At 57.9% G+C, this 19,288-nt stretch carries 19 protein-coding genes; 4 read left to right on the top strand and 15 right to left on the bottom strand.

Annotated features, from left to right (window positions below):
• Window positions 1-102: 102 nt before the first annotated feature.
• From dedD to PanJK_RS13720, 8 genes are all read right to left on the bottom strand, one after another.
• On the bottom strand, window positions 103-852 hold the full coding sequence (gene dedD / locus PanJK_RS13755; protein ID WP_008105201.1) for a cell division protein DedD: 750 nt from the start codon (window positions 850-852) through the stop codon (window positions 103-105).
• A complete protein-coding gene (gene folC, locus PanJK_RS13750; protein ID WP_265300447.1) occupies window positions 842-2,107 on the bottom strand; it encodes a bifunctional tetrahydrofolate synthase/dihydrofolate synthase in 1,266 nt (421 codons plus the stop codon). Before folC ends, dedD begins: the two co-directional genes overlap by 11 nt.
• Window positions 2,108-2,230: 123 nt before the next feature.
• Entirely contained in the window at window positions 2,231-3,139 is a 909-nt protein-coding gene (gene accD / locus PanJK_RS13745; protein WP_008105205.1) for an acetyl-CoA carboxylase, carboxyltransferase subunit beta, read from the bottom strand.
• Between the two features lie 132 nt (window positions 3,140-3,271).
• Entirely contained in the window at window positions 3,272-3,925 is a 654-nt protein-coding gene (locus tag PanJK_RS13740; RefSeq protein WP_061717855.1) for a DedA family protein, read from the bottom strand.
• A 36-nt stretch (window positions 3,926-3,961) separates the two neighbouring features.
• Window positions 3,962-4,768: a tRNA pseudouridine(38-40) synthase TruA gene (truA, locus tag PanJK_RS13735; RefSeq protein WP_091003723.1), complete on the bottom strand. Its 807-nt coding sequence runs from the start codon at window positions 4,766-4,768 to the stop codon at window positions 3,962-3,964.
• A complete protein-coding gene (locus PanJK_RS13730; RefSeq protein ID WP_265300439.1) occupies window positions 4,768-5,778 on the bottom strand; it encodes an aspartate-semialdehyde dehydrogenase in 1,011 nt (336 codons plus the stop codon). Before PanJK_RS13730 ends, truA begins: the two co-directional genes overlap by 1 nt.
• Window positions 5,779-5,879: 101 nt before the next feature.
• On the bottom strand, window positions 5,880-7,004 hold the full coding sequence (pdxB, locus tag PanJK_RS13725) for a 4-phosphoerythronate dehydrogenase PdxB (protein WP_265300437.1): 1,125 nt from the start codon (window positions 7,002-7,004) through the stop codon (window positions 5,880-5,882).
• Between the two features lie 56 nt (window positions 7,005-7,060).
• Window positions 7,061-7,840: an AraC family transcriptional regulator gene (locus tag PanJK_RS13720; RefSeq protein WP_256696986.1), complete on the bottom strand. Its 780-nt coding sequence runs from the start codon at window positions 7,838-7,840 to the stop codon at window positions 7,061-7,063.
• A gap of 94 nt (window positions 7,841-7,934) precedes the next feature.
• Here PanJK_RS13720 and PanJK_RS13715 point away from each other — a divergent pair, with 94 nt between their 5' ends.
• Window positions 7,935-8,840 (top strand): DMT family transporter, encoded by a 906-nt coding sequence (locus tag PanJK_RS13715; protein ID WP_265300434.1) that lies wholly within the window; start codon window positions 7,935-7,937, stop codon window positions 8,838-8,840.
• 112 nt (window positions 8,841-8,952) lie between these two features.
• Window positions 8,953-9,984 (top strand): flagella biosynthesis regulator Flk, encoded by a 1,032-nt coding sequence (gene flk, locus PanJK_RS13710; RefSeq protein ID WP_265300432.1) that lies wholly within the window; start codon window positions 8,953-8,955, stop codon window positions 9,982-9,984.
• On the opposite strand, the gene PanJK_RS13705 is transcribed toward flk, so the two are convergent.
• On the bottom strand, window positions 9,981-10,424 hold the full coding sequence (locus tag PanJK_RS13705; protein WP_265300430.1) for a rhodanese-like domain-containing protein: 444 nt from the start codon (window positions 10,422-10,424) through the stop codon (window positions 9,981-9,983). The two genes, flk and PanJK_RS13705, sit on opposite strands and share 4 nt — an antisense overlap.
• An 86-nt stretch (window positions 10,425-10,510) precedes the next feature.
• Here PanJK_RS13705 and PanJK_RS13700 point away from each other — a divergent pair, with 86 nt between their 5' ends.
• Window positions 10,511-11,947 carry a PLP-dependent aminotransferase family protein gene (locus tag PanJK_RS13700; protein ID WP_265300427.1) on the top strand — a complete coding sequence of 479 codons (1,437 nt, stop codon included), beginning with the start codon at window positions 10,511-10,513 and terminating at the stop codon, window positions 11,945-11,947.
• Here the strand turns inward: PanJK_RS13700 and PanJK_RS13695 are convergent.
• Together PanJK_RS13695 and fabB are read right to left on the bottom strand one after the other, a co-directional pair.
• Window positions 11,910-13,091 carry an MFS transporter gene (locus tag PanJK_RS13695; RefSeq protein ID WP_265300425.1) on the bottom strand — a complete coding sequence of 394 codons (1,182 nt, stop codon included), beginning with the start codon at window positions 13,089-13,091 and terminating at the stop codon, window positions 11,910-11,912. The genes PanJK_RS13700 and PanJK_RS13695 overlap by 38 nt on opposite strands.
• Window positions 13,092-13,308: 217 nt before the next feature.
• On the bottom strand, window positions 13,309-14,529 hold the full coding sequence (gene fabB, locus PanJK_RS13690; protein WP_008101249.1) for a beta-ketoacyl-ACP synthase I: 1,221 nt from the start codon (window positions 14,527-14,529) through the stop codon (window positions 13,309-13,311).
• 154 nt (window positions 14,530-14,683) lie between these two features.
• Between fabB and mnmC the strand changes: the two genes are divergently transcribed.
• Window positions 14,684-16,696, top strand: coding sequence for a bifunctional tRNA (5-methylaminomethyl-2-thiouridine)(34)-methyltransferase MnmD/FAD-dependent 5-carboxymethylaminomethyl-2-thiouridine(34) oxidoreductase MnmC (mnmC, locus tag PanJK_RS13685; protein ID WP_265300422.1), 2,013 nt, complete (start codon window positions 14,684-14,686; stop codon window positions 16,694-16,696).
• Between the two features lie 29 nt (window positions 16,697-16,725).
• Here the strand turns inward: mnmC and PanJK_RS13680 are convergent, their stop codons facing one another.
• The 4 genes from PanJK_RS13680 to mepA all read right to left on the bottom strand — a co-directional run bounded on the left by PanJK_RS13680 (window position 16,726) and on the right by mepA (window position 19,280).
• Window positions 16,726-17,007 carry a YfcL family protein gene (locus PanJK_RS13680; RefSeq protein WP_008101252.1) on the bottom strand — a complete coding sequence of 94 codons (282 nt, stop codon included), beginning with the start codon at window positions 17,005-17,007 and terminating at the stop codon, window positions 16,726-16,728.
• A 30-nt stretch (window positions 17,008-17,037) separates the two neighbouring features.
• Window positions 17,038-17,583, bottom strand: coding sequence for an elongation factor P hydroxylase (locus PanJK_RS13675; RefSeq protein ID WP_256699411.1), 546 nt, complete (start codon window positions 17,581-17,583; stop codon window positions 17,038-17,040).
• Window positions 17,584-17,649: 66 nt separating this feature from the next.
• Complete coding sequence (locus PanJK_RS13670; protein ID WP_265300418.1) at window positions 17,650-18,447, bottom strand: sulfite exporter TauE/SafE family protein; 798 nt, start codon at window positions 18,445-18,447, stop codon at window positions 17,650-17,652.
• An 8-nt stretch (window positions 18,448-18,455) separates the two neighbouring features.
• Window positions 18,456-19,280 (bottom strand): penicillin-insensitive murein endopeptidase, encoded by an 825-nt coding sequence (mepA, locus tag PanJK_RS13665; protein WP_256698434.1) that lies wholly within the window; start codon window positions 19,278-19,280, stop codon window positions 18,456-18,458.
• Window positions 19,281-19,288 lie beyond the last annotated feature (8 nt).

Genomic DNA, 19,288 nt, shown 5'->3' with positions numbered 1-19,288 from the left:
GGATTTAATCCCCTGATATTCAATGATTTTATCACCGCGCTTCGCTACGAAAATTTTGTAAAGCCGCGCCTTTTTCTGTTATCGGCGCGGCTTATCAGCACTTTATCTGGCGCTATAGGGTTTCACCACACCACCGAGGCCGGAGATGCTTTGCAGCTCACTCAGCGAGCCTTGCAGCTTGGCTTTGTTCGCGTCCGGACCGACGTAAATACGGGTGATTTGTCCCTGCACCGGCGTCGACGGCACGGTGAAGGCGCGATAACCGGAAAGCCGCAGCTGCGCCACAATCTCGCTTACTTTCGCCGCATTCTTCAGCGCACCGAGCTGCACCACAAACGCCTGACCGGCTGGCGCTGCAGGTTCACTCTGCTTCGGCGTTTCCACCGGTTTTGGCTGTTCAACCGGCTTCGGCTGCTCAACAGGCTTCGGCTTCGGTTGCTCAACCGGTTTTGGCTTCGGCTGTTCAACCGGCTTCGGTTTCGGCTGCTCGACCGGTTTTGGCTTCGGCTGTTCAACCGGTTTCGGCTGCACTTGCTGATGCACCGGCGGCGGGGTCACTACGCTTGGCTCGCTATTCTGCGTGGGCTGCTCGCTGCCGTTGGTGGCGGTCTTACCGCCGTTCTGATTTTGTGCCGCGCCCGCCCCTTCCGGCGGCTGCGCCGGTAAGGGTTGCGTCACCGGCGGCACCATTTCGCTATCCTGCTGATCGTCCGGTTTTGGCACCAGCGGAATGGCGGCGAACTCTTCTTTATAGTGCTTCTTCTTACCGTCCAGCAGGCCGGGCAATACGATGACACCAATCGCCACCAGAATGACCGTACCGACTAAGCGATTTTGGAACTTACTTGCCACTGCCGTTCTCCGCTGCCATCGATTCCATAACCTGCGCTACGGTGTGGAAAGAGCCACACACCAGAATCACATCTTCGGGACGCGCCTGCTGACGCGCCGCTTGCCAGGCTGCATCAACATTGCTGTAAGCCACGCCGCCATCCAGATGAGCGAGAAGCTCATCGGCGGAGGCACCGCGCGGGCCGTCGAGCGGCGCGCAGTACCAGCGGTCAACCTGAGGCGCCAGCGCCGCCAACGTTCCCGCGATATCTTTGTCGTGCAGCATCCCGACCACCGCATGCACTTCACCGCTATGTGGCTCTTCTTCCAGACGTGAAGCCAGATAATAAGCGGCATGCGGATTGTGCGCCACATCGAGGATCACGCGCGGCGCTTCGCTGACGGTCTGAAAACGCCCCGGCAGAATCGCAAGCGGCAGATGCTGACGAATAATCGCTTCGCTCACCGTTAAACCCGACGCACGCAGCGCAGTCAGCGCGGTGGCGGCATTGGCTAACGGCACCTGCGGCAGCGGTAAATCACGCAGCTCGCCATGCGCATCCTGCAACATCCAGCTGGCACCGGTTTGCAGCCACTGCCAGTCGCGATTGCGCTGCAACAATACTGCGCCCTTCTCCGCCGCAACATCCGCGATGGTGCCCGGCATATCGGCTTCACCGACGATGGCCGGTTTACCTGCGCGGAACACGCCGGCTTTTTCCCGGCCGATACTTTCACGATCCGGACCCAGCCAATCGGTGTGATCCAGCGCGATGCTGGTGATCACCGCCACATCGGCATCGACAATATTGGTGGCATCAAGACGTCCGCCCAGGCCGACTTCAAGGATCACCACGTCGAGATTCGCCGCGCGGAAAAGATTGAAAGCCGACAAGGTGCCGAACTCAAAGTAGGTCAGTGAAATGTCACCGCGCCCAGCTTCAATCGCGGCAAAACTGGCGCTGTGCTGCGCTTCATCCAGTTCAGCGCCCTGCACACGCACGCGTTCGGTGTAACGCACCAGATGGGGCGAGCTGTAAACGCCCACGCGATAGCCCGCGGCCATCAACAGCGTTTCCAGCGTACGGCAGGTGGTGCCTTTGCCGTTTGTACCGGCGACGGTGAAGACAAAAGGAGCGGGTTTGAGCAGGTCGAGGCGTGCGGCGACGCGTTGAATACGATCCAGACCCAGTTCAATGGCCTGCGAGTGCAGATGCTCAAGATAATGAAGCCACGTGGCCAAAGGCGACGTGGCTTGAGGAAGAGAATTATCCATGTGTCCCGTTAAAAATCAATACATTAAATAACTTAAGGTCGCGGGCCATGTCGGATGCAACCTTAAGTATTCAATGTAGACGGTGCATTGGAGGAAAGGACGTAAGTGCCTTTCCGTTGCCTGTCAGGCTTCGTTGCTCTCCGGCTCAGCCACATTAGGCTGATCACCATCCAGCTGCGGCGCTGGCAGGTTCATCATTTTCGCCAGCAGGCTTGCCAGCTTAAAGCGCATTTCCGGACGACGGATGATCATGTCGATCGCGCCTTTCTCAATCAGGAACTCACTGCGCTGGAAGCCCGGCGGCAGTTTTTCACGCACGGTTTGCTCGATAACGCGTGGACCGGCAAAGCCGATCAGCGCTTTCGGTTCCGCCACGTTGAGATCGCCCAACATCGCGAAGCTGGCTGAAACGCCGCCCATGGTTGGATCGGTCAGCACGGAGATGTACGGCAAGCCGCGCTCCTGCATTTTCGCCAGTGCCGCACTGGTTTTCGCCATCTGCATCAGCGACTGTAGCGCTTCCTGCATACGTGCACCGCCTGACGCGGAGAAGCAGATCAGTGGGCAGTTGTCTTCCAACGCCTGCTCAACACCACGCACAAAGCGCGCGCCAACCACTGAACCCATTGAGCCGCCCATAAAGGAGAACTCAAAGGCCACAGCAACAATCGGCATGCCGTGCAGCGTGCCTTTCATCGCCACCAGCGCGTCTTTCTCGCCGGTATCTTTCTGTGCGGCGACCAAACGGTCTTTATACTTCTTCGAGTCGCGGAACTTCAGCAGATCCTTCGGTTCCAGCTCGCTACCTAGCTCAACCAGCGAACCTTCATCCAGCATGCTATGCAGACGCTCACGGGCGTGCATGCGCATGTGATGGTCGCACTTCGGGCAGACCTCGAGGTTACGCTCCAGCTCGGCGCGGTACAGCACCTGTCCACAGCTATCGCACTTGGTCCACACCCCTTCCGGGATGCTGGCTTTGCGCGTTGGCGTGGCAGTGCTTTTATTCAGTATGCGTTCAATCCAGCTCATTGATGACCTTTCTATTTAATGCTGACCTGGTCCAGTCTTCTCATTGCTGCTGAAATCACCTTCAGCAGGCCGTAAATGTCGCTCATTAAACCACAACCCGTTCACGCTGTGGATAAAAATCTGGTTACGAGCTTACTGTGACTTCTGCTGGCGGCGGTGACGCCACACTTCAATTACGCCTGGCAGTATGGAAACCACGATGATGCCAACGATCAGCAGCTTCAGGTTCTCCTGCACAATCGGCAGGTCGCCAAACAGGTAACCGGCGTAAGAGAACAGCAGCACCCACAGCAGTGCGCCCGTAACATTGTAGAGCGCGAAGTGGCGATAAGACATGTGTCCCATCCCTGCCACAAAGGGGGCAAAGGTTCGCACGATTGGTACAAAGCGCGCAAGTATAATGGTTTTGCCACCGTGGCGATCGTAGAACGCGTGGGTTTTATCCAGGTAACTGCGACGGAAAATTTTCGAATTCGGGTTACTGAACAGCTTCTCACCGAACAGACGACCAATGGTGTAGTTCACCGCATCACCGAGGATGGCGGCGATCACCAACAGCGTCACCATCAGATGCACGTTGAGATCGTTACCCGGCAGCGCCGCCAGCGCACCGGCAACAAACAGCAGGGAATCGCCTGGCAGGAACGGCGTGACCACCAAACCGGTTTCACAGAACAGAATCAGGAACAGAATGGCGTAAATCCAGATGCCGTACTGCGCCACCAGTTCGGCCAAATGCACATCAATATGCAGAATAAAATCGACTAAAAAGTGGATGAAATCCATATAACCACAACTCCCCTAACACCCAACAATTAACGGTTAATCCGCGAGGAACAACGGTCCCAACGCAGGCTGAGGTAATGCAAAGTGGGATGGATAATCCACCGCCACCAGATAAAGCCCCTCGGCTTTGGCGGTCGCCGCCGCCAGCTTACGATCTTTGGCCGCCAGCAGCGTCGCCATCCACTCTTCCGGCTGATTACCGGTGCCGATTTCCATCAGGCTGCCAACAATGTTACGCACCATGTGATGCACAAAGGCGTTGGCTTTAATATCCACCACCACATACGGTCCATGACGCGTGACATTGAGATGCATCACGTTGCGCCACGGCGTGCGTGACTGACACTGCACCGCGCGGAACGAGGTGAAGTCATTCTCGCCAATCAGCGCCTGCCCGGCGCGCTGCATCTTCTCCGCATCCAGCGGATGGTAATAATGGGTAATACCATTGCCCAGAATCGCCGGGCGCAGCCGATGGTTGTAAATCACGTAACGATAGCGGCGTGCCGTCGCGCTAAAACGCGCATGGAACTCCTCCGGCACCGCTTTCACCCAACGCACCGCGATGTCATCAGGCAGATTGGCATTCACACCCAACGTCCAGGCCGCATCAGCGCGCGGCGAAGTGGTTTCGAAATGCACCACTTGTCCGGTGCCGTGCACGCCAGCATCGGTACGGCCCGCGCAGAACACCACCACCGGATGATCGGCCACTTTCGACAGCGCCTTTTCCAGCTTTTCCTGTACGCTGCGCACTTCATTTTGCCGCTGCCAGCCGTAATAACGGCTGCCATCGTATTCAATACCCAACGCCAGCTTAAGCGTCTTACCTTCAGGCAACATTAATAGAAATACTCCTGCACCAGTTTCTCAGCCGTTTTCACCGCCATCAGTGCACCGCCGAAACGGATGTTGTCTGCCACCGACCAGAACTGTAGCAGCTCTGGGATGCCGTAATCATTGCGCACGCAGCCAATGCTCAGCACGTCGCTGCCAGATGCATCGCCCACCTGCGTTGGGTAATCGCTCTCTTCGCTCAGGTTGATATCCCCGGAGCGGCCCAGTTCATCGCGCGCTTCTTCAGCGGAAAGCGGGCGCAGATTCTCCACGTGCACGATCTGCGCATTGCCGTAGAACACCGGTGCCTGGACACTGCTTACTACAATTGGCAAACCTTCGTCCTGCAGTACTTTACGCACCTGCTCAACCACGCGACGCTCACTCTCCACGCTGCCATTGCTGTCAGCCAGCAGCGGCAGAATGTTGAACGCCAGCTGGCGGCCAAAGTAATGCTGCTCCGCAGGTACGCCGTTCAGCAAACGCGCACTTTCACCGGCCAGGCCATCAACCGCCGCTTTGCCGTGACTGGAAGCCGCAATCAGGTTGGTGACCTGCAAACGGCTCAGACCGGCGAGATCCACCAGCGGTTTGATTGCACACAGCAGCTGGCTCACCAGGCTGTCGGCAACGGTAATGATGTTGCGATTGCGGTAATCCGCCAGCACTTGTGGATTCACATCTGGCACCACCAGCGGCACGTCCGGTTCGAGCGCGAACAAGTCGCTGCTATCGATGACCAGACACCCCTGGCTAGCGGCTTCTTCGGCATAGCGCGCCGAGGCTTCACGACCCGCAGTGAAGAACGCCAGCTGCACCTGCGTCCAGTCAAATTCGGCCGCGTCCTGAACCAGCACGGTACGTCCCTCAAAACGTTTGTTCTCACCGGCACCGTTTTCACTCGCCAGCAGATACAACTCACCAACCGGGAACTGGCGTTCAGCCAGCAGTTCCAGTACAGCGTTCCCTACTGCGCCTGTTGCGCCCAAAAGCGCGATATTCCAGCCGTCAGACATGTTGGTTACTCCAGAGATTGACACAAAAACAGAAGGCGGTGAAAACACCGCCCGAGATTTAGGAATTATCCCCCGCAATATTGCAGGTGATTGAAATTTCTTTACAAACTGGCGCGGAAGCCAAGTTGATTGAGCATCAACGCCGTCTCCGCATCATCGCAATGCACCTGCAGCGATGACCATTCACGACGCTCTTCATATTGCTTGCGCAGGCGATCAAACTCGCCTGGCTTTGCCGCCACTTTACGCAGTGGCGCATCGTCGCGGCGCACATCATACACCAGATGCACCAAGCGTTTTAGCGTTGGCTGATCGAGCTTGCCGCGCAGGGTGACAGAACCAAATTCCGGTGCGGGCAGCAGGCTTTCCAGCGCCACCTGTTGCGGCTGGCCAATAAAGTCGCACCAGGCTTCAAACACCTGTGTGGTGCCGCGCGCTTTACCTTCCAGCGTGTAGCCGGCGATATGTGCGGTGGCGATATCAACTTTATCCAGCAGCTCGAGCGACAGATCCGGTTCTGGCTCCCACACATCCAGCACCACGCTAAGATCGTGGCGCATCTTAAGCACTTCCAGCAGCGCTGCGTTATCCACCACCGGACCGCGGCAGGCGTTGATCAGAATGGTGTTGGGTTTAAGCGCCATCAGCAGCGCCGCATCGGCCAGATGCCAGCTTTTATACGGGCCATCTTTAAACAGCGGCGTGTGGAAGGTTAGGATGTCGGCCTGCGCCACCAGATCTTCCAGCGAATGGAAGGTTTCCTGATCGCCACGATCGGCACGCGGCGGATCGCACAGCAGCGTTTTCACGCCCCAGGCTTGCAGACGCTTCTGCAGGCGGCCGCCGACATTACCCACGCCAACAATGCCCACTGTGCGATCGCGCAGTTCAAAACCATCGCGCTCCGCCAGCAGCAGCAGCGAGGAGAACACATACTCCACCACCGCAATGGCGTTACAGCCTGGCGCCGCAGAGAAGCTGATGCCGGCCGCCGCCAGCGATGCATCATCAATATGATCGGTGCCCGCCGTCGCGGTGCCGACAAACTTCACCGGCGTACCGGCCAGCAGCGCCGCATTCACTTTGGTGACGGAACGCACCATCAGGCCATCGGCATCTTGCAACTCGGCTTCCGGCAACGGACGTCCCGGCACCGCCACAACATCGCCGGTGCGGCTGAACAGTTCACGGGCATAAGGCATATTTTCATCGACGAGAATTTTCACTGCGGCGGTCCTGTCTGCAAAAATTTAAGGCGCGTATTTTGCCATAAAGCCGGGGATTAACCTAACCGGCTGCGATAGCGATCCGGCGTGGTACCGGCCTGCTGCTGGAACATCACAATCAGCGCCGAGGCCGAGCTGTAACCCAACTCATGCGCGATGCCCTGCACGCTGCAGCCCTGCTCCAGCAGCGCGATAGCACGCAGAAAGCGTAAACGTTGCCGCCACTCGCTGAACGACATATTCAACTGCTGCTGACAGCGTCGCGCTAGCGTACGCTCGGTGGTGAACACGCGCTTCGCCCATTGTGCCAGCGTGGTGTTATCGCCGGGATGCGCTTCGAGCGCGCGCAGAATCGGCGCGAGGAATTTGTCATCCGACATCGGCAAATAGCTGTTGTGCACCGGCGCCAGACGCAGGCGATCAATCAACACTTCACACATGCGCCAGTCGGCTTGCGTTTGCGGCTGCTCCAGTTCACGGCGGGCAAAATCATTCATGATGGCGTGCCCAATGGCATCGACATGCAATAAACAGGCTTTATCCGGCAGGCCCGCGCAGAGATCGGCGGCGAGATTAAAGGTACGAAAACGCGCCTCGTTGTGGTTGTAGCTGCTGTGACGATGGCGGGCCGGGATCCAGATCGGAATATCGGCGGGCGTCAGCAGACGTTCACCCTCCACTTCCATCTCCAGTACGTGGCTGGTGACAAAAATCACCTGGCCCCAATCATGCGCATGCGTGAGGTACTCGGTTTTGGCGTTGACCTCATCGTAACGCATGAAGAAGCGCAGCAAGGGCGCATCAATCGGCGGCTGGTATTCGACTTGTAGATTCATTCTGTCCGGTCACTAACAAATATTGTCCGATTTTAACTATCTGCTATAAACCGGTCAAACGTAAACTATTCGCGATTATCTGAGGAGCTGTATCATGAATTTACTGTTTCCGCTGATCGCGGTGCTGATTTGGTCGATCAACACTATCGTCAGCAAACTCTCGGCGGGAAGTATCGATCCTGCGGCGATCTCCTTCTATCGCTGGCTGCTGGCGTTGGTGGTGTTAGCACCGTTTTGCCTGCCGGGCGTGTGGCGCCATCGTCACACCATTAAAGCCAACGGCTGGCGATTGCTGATCCTCGGCCTGCTCGGCATGGTGCTGTATCAAAGCCTCGCCTATTACGCAGCGCATAGCGTTTCTGCGGTGATGATGGGGATTCTCGGCGCGACCATTCCGCTATTGACCATTTTGCTCAGCCTGGTGGTGCTGCGCCTTGCGCCGACGTGCGGCATTTTGATTGGCGGCTTGCTGTCTTTCGCCGGTTTGGTGTGGCTGGTGAGCGAAGGCAATCCGGCGCAGTTGCTGAATCAACGGCTCGGCAATGGTGAATTGATGATGCTGGCAGCATCGACCTCGTACGCCTTGTACGGCGTGCTGACCAAGCGCTGGGCGATTCCGCTGCCAACCTGGCAAAGCCTGTATGTACAGATTTTCTTTGGCGTGCTGCTGTTGCTGCCTGGCTTCCTGCATGCGCCGGATGTCACGTTGAACATGCATAATCTGCCGCTGGTGCTGTATGCGGGGCTGTTTGCGTCGATCATCGCACCATTCCTGTGGATCCTTGGCGTGCAGCGTCTGGGTGCCAGCACCACCAGCATTTTTATGAATTTCGTACCGGCGTTTACGGCCATTATTGCCGTGATGTTCCTGCATGAGCAGCTGCACGCCTATCACTGGATTGGCGGTAGCATGACGTTAGTCGGCGTTATTCTGGCGCAACGTCTGAAAACCCCGCTGCGTAAGCCACGTAGCGCAACCCTTGCCGATCCCGCCGCCTGATTTTATTATCCGGAAAGGCCGCAGCCCCCGTGGATTTCCTGGGGGCTTTTGCTATCATGTGGCCTCTTTTTTCCGGCGCACCCGGATCTGACCCGTTTTCAAGGATTCCGCCATGCAACCTCTCAGCGGTCCCGGTGTGCCCGCGGGCGATCGTTCCCCTTTATCTCAGGCCACTGGCCCGACGCGTCCTGGCGGTCCAGCCGGTGAGCAGCCGCTTTCTCCTGCCCAGCGCACCACGCTGGAACGTCTGATTGTGCGCATCATGTCTTTGAGTACGCTGAAAGCGCCGGAACTCTGGGCTGGCGTGCGGCACGAAGTTGGGGTGAAGAGTGAAGCGGAGCTGCAATCGCGCCACTTCCCGGCGGCGGAACAGCATCTCAATGGGCGCTTAACCCAGGTGCAAAACAGCCTCGCTACGCGCCAGCTGCTGCAACAGCTGCTGGAGAAATTGCCGCAGGGCAATAATCGCCAGGCGGTGAGCGAATTTATTCGTCAGCAGTTTAATCAAACGGTGTTGAGCGCGTTGTCGCAGGATCAGCTGCGTCAGGTGCTGACCATGTTGCAAAACGGCCAGATGGCGATCCCGCAGCCGCAGCAAACGCGCGTGTCCGATCGCAGCTTGCTGCCAGCAGAGCAGCAATCGCTGAATCAGCAGGTTACGCGTCTTGCGGCAAAAACCGGTGAATCGCCGGTGAAACTGCTGGCCGATACGCTGAAGCTGGTGCAGCTGAAAAGTGGCGATCCAATTCCATCACGCCACTTCCCGCTGCTGACGCAGTATTTGCAGGTGCGCCAGACGCTGGCTCAGCACAGTGCGCCGACTTTGCAGATGCTGGAAACCTCGCTGCGCCAGCCGTTAACACACGATGAGCAGCGATTGCTGGAAGATTACAGCCAGCAACGTTTCCAGGCGCTGCCGACCACCGTGCTGACGCCAGCGCAGACGCAGGATCTGCTGAATCTGCTGTTTAGCCGCCGCGCAGAGAAACTGCATGAGCAGCCGCTGGCCGATAGCCAAATTCGTCCGCAGCCAATCTGGTCGCCGTTTATTCAGATGCTGCCGCAGCCGCTGGCCCAGCGTCCGGCACTCACGCTGATTGCCGGTATCCTCCTGTTTATCTTCCTGCTGTGGCTGTTTATCTAGCAGCCGCAGTTGGCAGCGGACGTGGCGTGCGGCCATTCACCCGCTGCCGCGCCCCACGCCATTGGATGGCCATCGCGCTTCCAGAAATCCAGCCCGCCAATCAACTCCTTGACCTGAAAACTCAACGACGCCAGCTTGAGCGCAGCTTTGGTTGAACCGTTACAACCGATGCCGTCGCAATAGGTGATGTAAACTTTGCTGCGATCGAGATGCGCAGTGGATTCCGCATTCATGGTGCGATGCGGAAAAGAGAGAGCTCCGCAAATATGGCCGGCCTGATACACCTCGTCAGAACGCGCATCAATCACCACAATTGCCGTGATGCCCTGCGCCAGATCCTCCGCTAAATCCCACGCATCGGTGTAGTACGCCAGTTTATGTTGCAGATACGTCACGCTCTCACTGGTGCTGGCTGGGGAAAATTTCAAAACTGCTGACATCGCACTCTCCTGCTGTGATTTCCAGCCAGTTTACGGCAAAGTGGTCTGCATATTGATACCACTTCCAGCATAGTGATAAGACCATTGTGACCACTTCATTTCTCGCGCTGTTTAGCCATCAAACGCAAGGCGGTTTACGTGAGCGACTGTGCAATACCTTGCGTCAGGCCATCGCCAACGGGCATCTGCGCCATGAGCAGAAGTTGCCGTCCAGCCGCCAGTTAGCCAGCGATTTATCGCTGTCGCGCGTCACGGTGGAGGCGGCTTACGCACAGTTAGAGAGCGAAGGTTATCTGCAGCGTCACGCTGGGCGCGGGACGTTTGTGTCGATTCGCATGGCGTCGCCCACGCAGAAAACCGGTATCGAGCGCTCGCCACACTTTTCCCGGCGCGGCCAGCAGGTTTTGGCAACCGGCGGCTGTCAGGATCCGCCCTTTCCTCACGCCTTTGCCGCCGGTTCGCCCGAGTTACGCGCTTTCCCGCACGCGCAGTGGCGTCGTATCAGCAATCAGGTTCAGCGCTCGCTGGGCAGCAAAGTGATGGATTACGGCGATCCGCTTGGATTACCCTCGCTGCGGCAAGCGGTGGCAGATTATCTTGCGCTGTCGCGTGGCGTGCGCTGCACGGCGGAGCAAGTGGTGATCCTCACCAGCTCTCAGCAGGCGCTGCAGTTGCTGGCGCTGATGTTCCTCGATGCGGGTGACGAAGTGTGGCTGGAAGAGCCAGATTATCCCGGCGCGCGCAATGCGTTTCTTGCGGCCGGGGCGCGCTGTCGCGCCATGCCGCTGGATGCTGAAGGTGCAGTGCCGCTGAGCGGCAGCGCGAAACTGGTCTATCTGACACCGGCGCATCATTATCCCACCGGCACAGCCATGAGCCTGGCGCGGCGCTTGCAGTGGCTGGCGTGGGCGCAACAGCAGGATAGCTGGCTGATCGAGGACGATTACGACAGCGAATTTCACTACGAGGATCGACCCGCTCCGGCGCTGCAAGGATTAACCGCAGATGGCCGGGTGATTTGCCTGGGTACCTTTTCCAAAACGCTGTTCCCGTCGTTGCGGCTGGCGTGGATAGTGGTGCCGCCACAACTGGTGGAGCCGTTGGGCCGCGCGCGCAGCGTGATGGATGGTCACAGCGCGTTGCTGCCGCAGGCGATATGCGCGGAGTTTCTGCAGCAAGGCCATTTCGCCAGCCATTTGCGCCTGATGCGCCAGCTTTATCGCAGCCGACGTGACTGCTTGCTGGCGCAAATTGAAACGCGCCTGCAACTGTGGCTCAAACCGCTGCCAGCGGCGGGCGGCTTACAGTTGACGGTACAGCTGTTGCAAGGAGATGAAGCGCGACTCACGCAACAAGCCAGCGAAGTCGGATTGCTGCTGCCGCGCCTGTCGCCGCTTTATGCCGGTGAAGTGCAGCAAGCGGGCTGGCTGCTGGGCTTTGCCGCGCTGACGCCCGGTGAGATTGTCAGCGCCTGCGATAAGCTGGTTACGCTGTTATCGCACTCCGTGCAAACGTCCAGGTGACCAGAATACCCAGCGCCGCACAGCAGGCACCCGCGACATAGACCGATCCGTAACCCAGCGCCGTCGCCAGCAAGCCGGTCAACGGGCCGCTGGCACCGTAGGCGATATCCTGAAATGCCGAGAAACCGCCAAGCGCGGTGCCGCGAATCTGTGGCGATACGCGCTTAATCACTTCAACGCCCAGCGCCGGGAAGATCAGCGAGCAGCCGCAGCCGGTCAGAGCCGCGCCAATCAGCGCCATCCAGCCGGAAGTGGCGAATGCCAGCAGCAGCAGACCGGCGGTTTCCACCAGCAAGGAAACCATCGCCACTTTTACGCCACCGTGACGATCCGGCAAGCCGCCAAAGAACACCCGCACCAGCACAAACGCACAGCCGAAGGCGGTCAGCGCGAAACCGGCATTGCCCCAGTTCTCCGCTGCAAAATAGAGTGATGTAAAGGTGCCGATCACCGCAAAACCGGTGCCCTGCAGCGCCAGCGCCAGTCCCGGCTGGAAGATAGTTTTCACCACGCTAAGCAGCGATGGCCGCTCGCCGCCCATCACCGGCACTTTGCGGATCCAGCCATTAATCGCCAGTGACAACAGCGGCAACAGCAGCGCAACCGCGCCGAGAGCAGCAAAGCCGCCGTACTGATTGATCAGCAAGCCGAGTGGCGCACCGGCCGCCAGCGATCCATAAATCGCCATGCCGTTCCACGACATCACTAATCCGGACCGTTTGCTGCCCACCAATCCCATGCCCCAGGTCAGATTACCGGTCAGCAGCAGACTTTCGCCAAATCCTAACAACAAGCGCCCTACCGCCAGCAAACCGAACTTCGCCCACGGAGAAACCGGTAACAACGCCGCCGCCAGATACGCCACGCCCACCAGCGCGATGGCCAGCATGCCGTGCTGCGTGGTGAGTTTCGCACCGTGCTGATCGGCTCGACGCCCGGCAAAGCTGCGCGTCAACAGCGTGGCGAAGAACTGAATCCCCACCGCCACGCCAACCATCAGGTTGCTCATGCCGAGTTCATGATGGACATACAGCGGGATCACCGGCAACGCGAGGCCGGCGGTCAGATAAGTCAGGAACACCGCAAAGGAGGTGCAGGCCAGCGGCATAACGGATTGCGTCTGCGCGTCAGCAGTCGTGGTCATGAAGGGTCGAACTCCTTGTACTAACCAGACACGCGCTTGCTGCCAAAACAGAAACGGCATATTTGGTTCACGTTAGTGTGAAGTGATAATTTTATTTCGGATGGAGTGAGAGTGTAGGTAAGCAGAAGGTGGATTGTCAAAACAACAAAGGCCGGATAACCGGCCCTTGTGATAGTGCTTGCATAATTTGGTCGCCATAAATGGCGACCCTACGGGATTATGCTGGCAACTTACGCATTGTTAAGGTGGCGTTGGTGCCGCCGAAACCGAAGCTGTTTGACATCACGGTGGTCAGCGCTTTTTCAGTTGGCTTGGTCACGATGTTCAGACCTTTACCCGCTTCATCCAGCTCTTCCACGTTGATGCTTGGCGCGATGAAACCGTGCTCCAGCATCAGCAAGGTGTAGATCGCTTCCTGCACGCCCGCCGCACCCAGTGAGTGACCGGTCATGGCTTTAGTAGCAGACAGTGATGGGCAGTTATCGCCGAACACTTCACGAATCGCACCCAGCTCTTTCACATCACCAACCGGCGTTGATGTGCCGTGGGTGTTGAGGTAATCGATTGGGGTATCGAGACCTTGCATCGCCATCTTCATGCAGCGCACTGCGCCTTCGCCTGAAGGAGCCACCATATCTGCGCCATCTGAGGTTGCGCCGTAGCCAACGATCTCAGCGTAGATGTGTGCACCACGTGCCAGAGCATGTTCCAGCTCTTCAACCACCACCATACCGCCGCCGCCGGCGATGACGAAACCGTCACGGTTGGCATCGTAAGTACGTGAGGCCTTTTCTGGCGTTTCGTTGTACTTGGTCGACAGTGCGCCCATCGCATCGAACTCACAGGCCATTTCCCAGCTCAGCTCTTCGCCGCCGCCAGCAAATACGATGTCCTGTTTACCCAGCTGAATCTGCTCAACCGCGTTACCGATGCAGTGTGCAGACGTGGCACAGGCTGAACTGATGGAGTAGTTCACGCCGTGAATTTTGAATGGGGTTGCCAGGCAAGCAGAAACGCCTGAACCCATCGCTTTGGTCACCACATAAGGACCGACCGCTTTCAGGCCGCGTGGGCTACGCATCGCGTCAGCACCAAACACCTGATAACGCGGAGAACCGCCGCCAGAACCGGCAATCAAACCGACACGTGGATTCTGCTGATACTGCTCTTCAGTCAGGCCAGAATCTTTGATCGCTTCGGCCATGGAAAGGTAAGCATAAATAGAGGCATCACTCATAAAACGCACGATTTTGCGATCGATGAGCCCGTTGGTATCCAGTTTGACGTTGCCCCATACGTGGCTGCGCATACCGGCATCTCTCATCTCTTCAGAGAAAGTAATACCGGAACGGCCTTCACGCAGAGAAGCCAGCACTTCTTGCTGGTTATTACCAATGCTGGAAACAATACCCAGGCCAGTAATCACTGCACGTTTCATTCAATAATCCTCGTTCCACATATTTGGATGACGTGCACTCTAGCGTACAGTTGTAAGCCGAACAAGTCCGATCAGCCATTTCCTTTTGTAAATTTGCGTCATGTGACGTCTATCGCTAAACTCGCGCCACTGCCTGAAATATGAGCCTTTCCCCGTGAAATTAACCCCGGTTGAACACGCCCAAATAAACTGGAATGAACAGGGTACACCTGTGTCCCGAGCGTTCGGCGACGTCTATTTCTCCAACGATAATGGACTGGAAGAAACGCGCTATGTGTTCCTCGCTGGCAACCACATCCCACACCGTTTTGCCGCACATGCGCGCGATTTATTTATTGTCGCCGAGAGCGGTTTTGGGACTGGTCTGAACTTTCTCACCCTGTGGCAAGCCTTCGATCGCTTCCGTAATGAGCAACCCAACGCCACTTTGCAGCGTCTGCACTTTATTAGCTGCGAGAAATTCCCGCTGACGCACGCCGATCTCGCTGCCGCACATGCTCACTGGCCGGAGCTGCAGCCGTGGGCCGAACAGCTGCAACAGCAGTGGCCGCAGGCGTTGCCGGGTTGTCAGCGCCTGCTGTTTAACGGCGGCGAAGTCACGCTGGATCTCTGGCTTGGTGATATTAACGCGCTAATTCACACCTTTGATGACAGTCTTAATCGTCAGGTGGATGCATGGTTCCTTGATGGCTTTGCACCGGCGAAAAATCCGGAGATGTGGACGCCAGAGCTGTTCGCCGCGATGGCGCGCCTCGCCCGTCCAGGCGGCACGCTGGCAACCTTCACCGCGTCGGGGTTTGTGCGTCGCGGGTTGCAGGACGCCGGTTTCAGCATGCAGAAGCGCAAAGGCTTTGCTCACAAGCGTGAAATGCTGGTCGGCGTAATGGAACAGGCTGCTGAATTGCCGCACAGCCAGCCGTGGTATGCGCGCCCGCCGGCCAGCAGCCAGGATGTGGCGCTGATTGGCGGCGGCGTCGCCAGTGCCGTATTGGCGCTGGCGCTGTTGCGACGCGGTTGGCGCGTGACGCTCTATTGCGCGGATGATGCGCCTGCGCTGGGCGCCTCCGGCAATCGTCAGGGCGCGCTCTATCCGCTGCTGAACCAGCACGATCCCGCGCTGGCCACCTTCTTCCCGGCGGCTTTTGGTTTTGCCCGTCGCCTGTACGATCGGCTGCCAGTGGAGTTTGAGCATGACTGGAGCGGTGTGTTGCAGTTGGGCTGGGATAGCAAAAGCGCGGAGAAAATTGCGCAGATGCTCAACATGGCACTGCCGCATGAGATCGCCTACGGCGTTAATAAAGAAGAAGCGCAACAGCTGGCGGGCGTCGAACTCAGCGTTGGCGGAATTTTCTATCCGCAGGGCGGCTGGCTGTCGCCTTCTCAGCTAACCAGCAATTTGCTGGAATACGCGCAATCGCGGGGATTACGCCTTCACTGGTTGCATCGCGTCACGCAGTTAACGCGCGATGAAGATAACTGGACGCTGCACTTTAGCCAGCAGCCGCCGGTGCAGCATTCCCAAGTGGTGTTGGCGAATGGTCACGCGTTGCTGGATCTCGAACAAAGCAAAATGCTGCCAGTGTACGCGGTGGCGGGACAGGTGAGCCACGCGCCGACCAATCCGTCATTAGGCGCGCTGCGCACCGTGCTGTGTTACGACGGCTATCTCACGCCGGTCAGCCCGAACTTCGCCACCCATTGCATCGGCGCTAGCTATCATCGCGGCGAAACCGCGACGGATTTCCGCGCCGACGATCAGCAGGAGAATCGCCAGCGGCTAATCAACTGTTTGCCGGAAAGCCAATGGCCGCAGCAGGTTGATGTGTCAGATAACCAGGCGCGCAACGGCGTGCGCTGTGCCACGCGCGATCATCTGCCGATGAGCGGCAGCGCGCCGGATTATGACGCCACCCTGGCGCAGTATGCCAACTTGCCGGAGCAGCGTGCGCGCGCGACAAACGTGGACGATGCGCCGGTGCATAACGATTTGTTTGTGTTGGGCGCATTAGGTTCGCGTGGCTTGTGCAGCGCACCGCTGGCGGCCGAAGTGCTGGCGGCGCAGATGAGCGGCGAGCCGCAACCGCTGGATGCAGCCACGCTGGCGGCGATGAATCCAAATCGCTACTGGGTACGAAAACTGCTGAAGGGTAAAAAAGCGGGTCGATAATCTGCGGGGCGAGCGATCGCCCCGAGACGTTAAGCGGTTTGACGTGCCTGCAGGAACAAATTGTCCCACATGCCGGTGACCAGCGCCTGATCGCGTGGCGACAGTTCACCGGCAGCAATGGCTTTTTGCAGGCTGTTAGTAACGTGAGTTTGCAGCGCTTCCGGCGTGTGTTCACCGCTCAGCTCAATCTCCGCCACTGCCAGGGTCAGATGACCACGCAGATAGCCGCCCGCAAACAACTCGTCATCGCTGGCGTGATCGACCATATCGTCAATCAGGGCCAGAATTCGGGTTTCAAATTCTACGATCATCTCTTCCTCTCTTCTTATAACCTTCGCGGATTACAGATCTTCCGGCCAGGGGAATTGTGCCGCCGTCAGTGCCGGCGTGCCGTAATAATTCGTCAGTGCATCAATGAAACGGGCCGGTCGCAGCGGAATGCCCTGCTCCAGATACGTCATCACTTGCGCATGAACCTTGCGCTGAAACGCAATGCGATCTGGCTCACAATCGCCTTCGAGATTGTCACAACTGACGTTGAAGGGAAAGCCCGCCGCCACGCAGAACAACCACTCCAGCGCCTGCGGTTTTACCTCAACCGCTTCGAACTGACTTTGCGTTTGCGCATCGCGTCCATCCGGACAATACCAATAACCAAAATCCACCAGCTTGCGGCGCGCTTCACCGGCAATGCACCAGTGGGAAATTTCATGCAGTCCGCTGGCGTAGTAGCCGTGTGCGAACACCACGCGATTCCACGGTGAGGTTTCATCCGCTGGAAGATAAATAGGTTCGTCGTCGCCTTTAATTAGACGGGTCTGAAAATCGTCAACGAAGCAGCCATCAAAGATGGCAATCAGCTGATCGTAATGGTGTGTTGTACTCATAATTTTTAATCTTTAAAAAAACCGGCGCCATTGTCGCATTGGCAGCCGGTCTTGACGAGTGTTGGATTACAGCGTGGCCAGCCAGGCCATCAATTCTGCGCCATGACTGTCCCATAACAATTTGGCGCTCATTACCGCAGAAACGATCACCACCATAGGGCGAATCAGTTTCTGACCGCGGCTCAACACCAGCCTGGCACCGAGACGCGCGCCGATAACGGCGCCGAGCAGCATAATCGCGCCCGTGCCCCACACCACTTTTCCGCCGAACATAAAGAACAGCAGACTGCCAAAATTCGAGGTGAAATTTAGGATTTTGGCGTGGGCGGTGGCTTTCGCCAGATTGAAGCCGCACAGCGTAACGAAAGCCAGCGCATAGAACGAACCAGCGCCAGGACCAAAAAAGCCGTCGTAGAAGCCGACACAGCCGCCGCCCACCAGCGCATAAGGCAAACCGTGCAGACGACGTTCGCGATCGGCTTCACCCAAACGCGGCATCAGCAGGAACCACAAACCGATGCAGATCAACAACAGCGGCAAGATTTGGCGCAGCACGTCGGCTTGCAGATGTTGGATCAGGATAGTGCCGGCCACGGCGCCGAGAAAGGTCATGGCGATATTCAGCCACTGCTCGTTCAGCTTTACCGCGCCGCGACGAATGAAGTAGAGGCTGGCAGAGAACGAACCACCGACCGATTGCAACTTATTGGTGGCTAACGCCTGCGCTGGAGAGAGTCCGGCCGCCAGCAATGACGGCACGGTAAGCAATCCACCACCGCCCGCGATCGAGTCGATAAACGCCGCCAGCACCGCCACGAAAAACAGCACGCCGAGCACCAGCGGGCTGACAACAAACCAATCCATTGAGATACCTACAGAAGATGTTTATCTAACAGCGCCTGACAGGACGGCGGTAGTGGCGGCGGCGTTTTCTTCACGGGCGGCGTGCTGCCTGGTTTTTTCGGCAGGAACCAGCTATCCAGCTCTGCGCCACAGCCATCGCCTGCCGGTTGAGGCGCCTGATCTTCACACTCCAGACTGCCCGCCGGGCAACGCAAACGCACATGCATGTGCGCGCGATGGGCAAACCACGGACGTACCTTATTTAGCCACGCGCGATCGCTACCGGCATCGGCACAAAGCTGCCGTTTAATCGCTGGATTGACGAAGATACGCGTTACTTCGTCGTCTTTCGCTGCCAGTTTAATCAGGCTATCAATTTGTGGTTGCCAGTGACGTGCGATCACCTGCTTATCATCGGCAGAAACCAAATCGAGCGGCTGCGGCTTGAGCAATTGCTGCGCCGTCCAGCGGGTTTTCGGCAGCTGCAGCCAGATATCAACATCCAGACCCGTTTGATGGCTGGCGTGGCCGCTGCTAAAACGGCCGCCCGCCGCCATGCCCATATCGCCAATCAGCACTTGCCCCAGCTGAAGCTGATGAACCTGGGTGCTGAGACGCTGAATAAAGGCGATCAGATCGGGATGGCCGAAGTAGCGGCGCTGATCCTGACGCATCACCTGATAATTGGCTGAGTTAAGCGGCAGCTGCTGCGCACCGACAATACAGCCATTGGCGAAGCCGCCAATCGACTGCGGGCTGCCGGCAATCGGCTGATGAATTTGCTGCCACGGCGTGGCGGCAACGGCGGCCGCACTGCATAACAGCGCGGCACAGGTGATGAGCAGACGGCGCATCATCAGGC

The sequence above is a fragment of the Pantoea sp. JK genome, assembly GCF_026130245.1.
Classification (GTDB): domain Bacteria; phylum Pseudomonadota; class Gammaproteobacteria; order Enterobacterales; family Enterobacteriaceae; genus Pantoea; species Pantoea trifolii.
The sequence above is the reverse complement of the archived record's forward strand: the minus strand, read 5'-3'. Positions and strand labels throughout refer to the sequence as shown.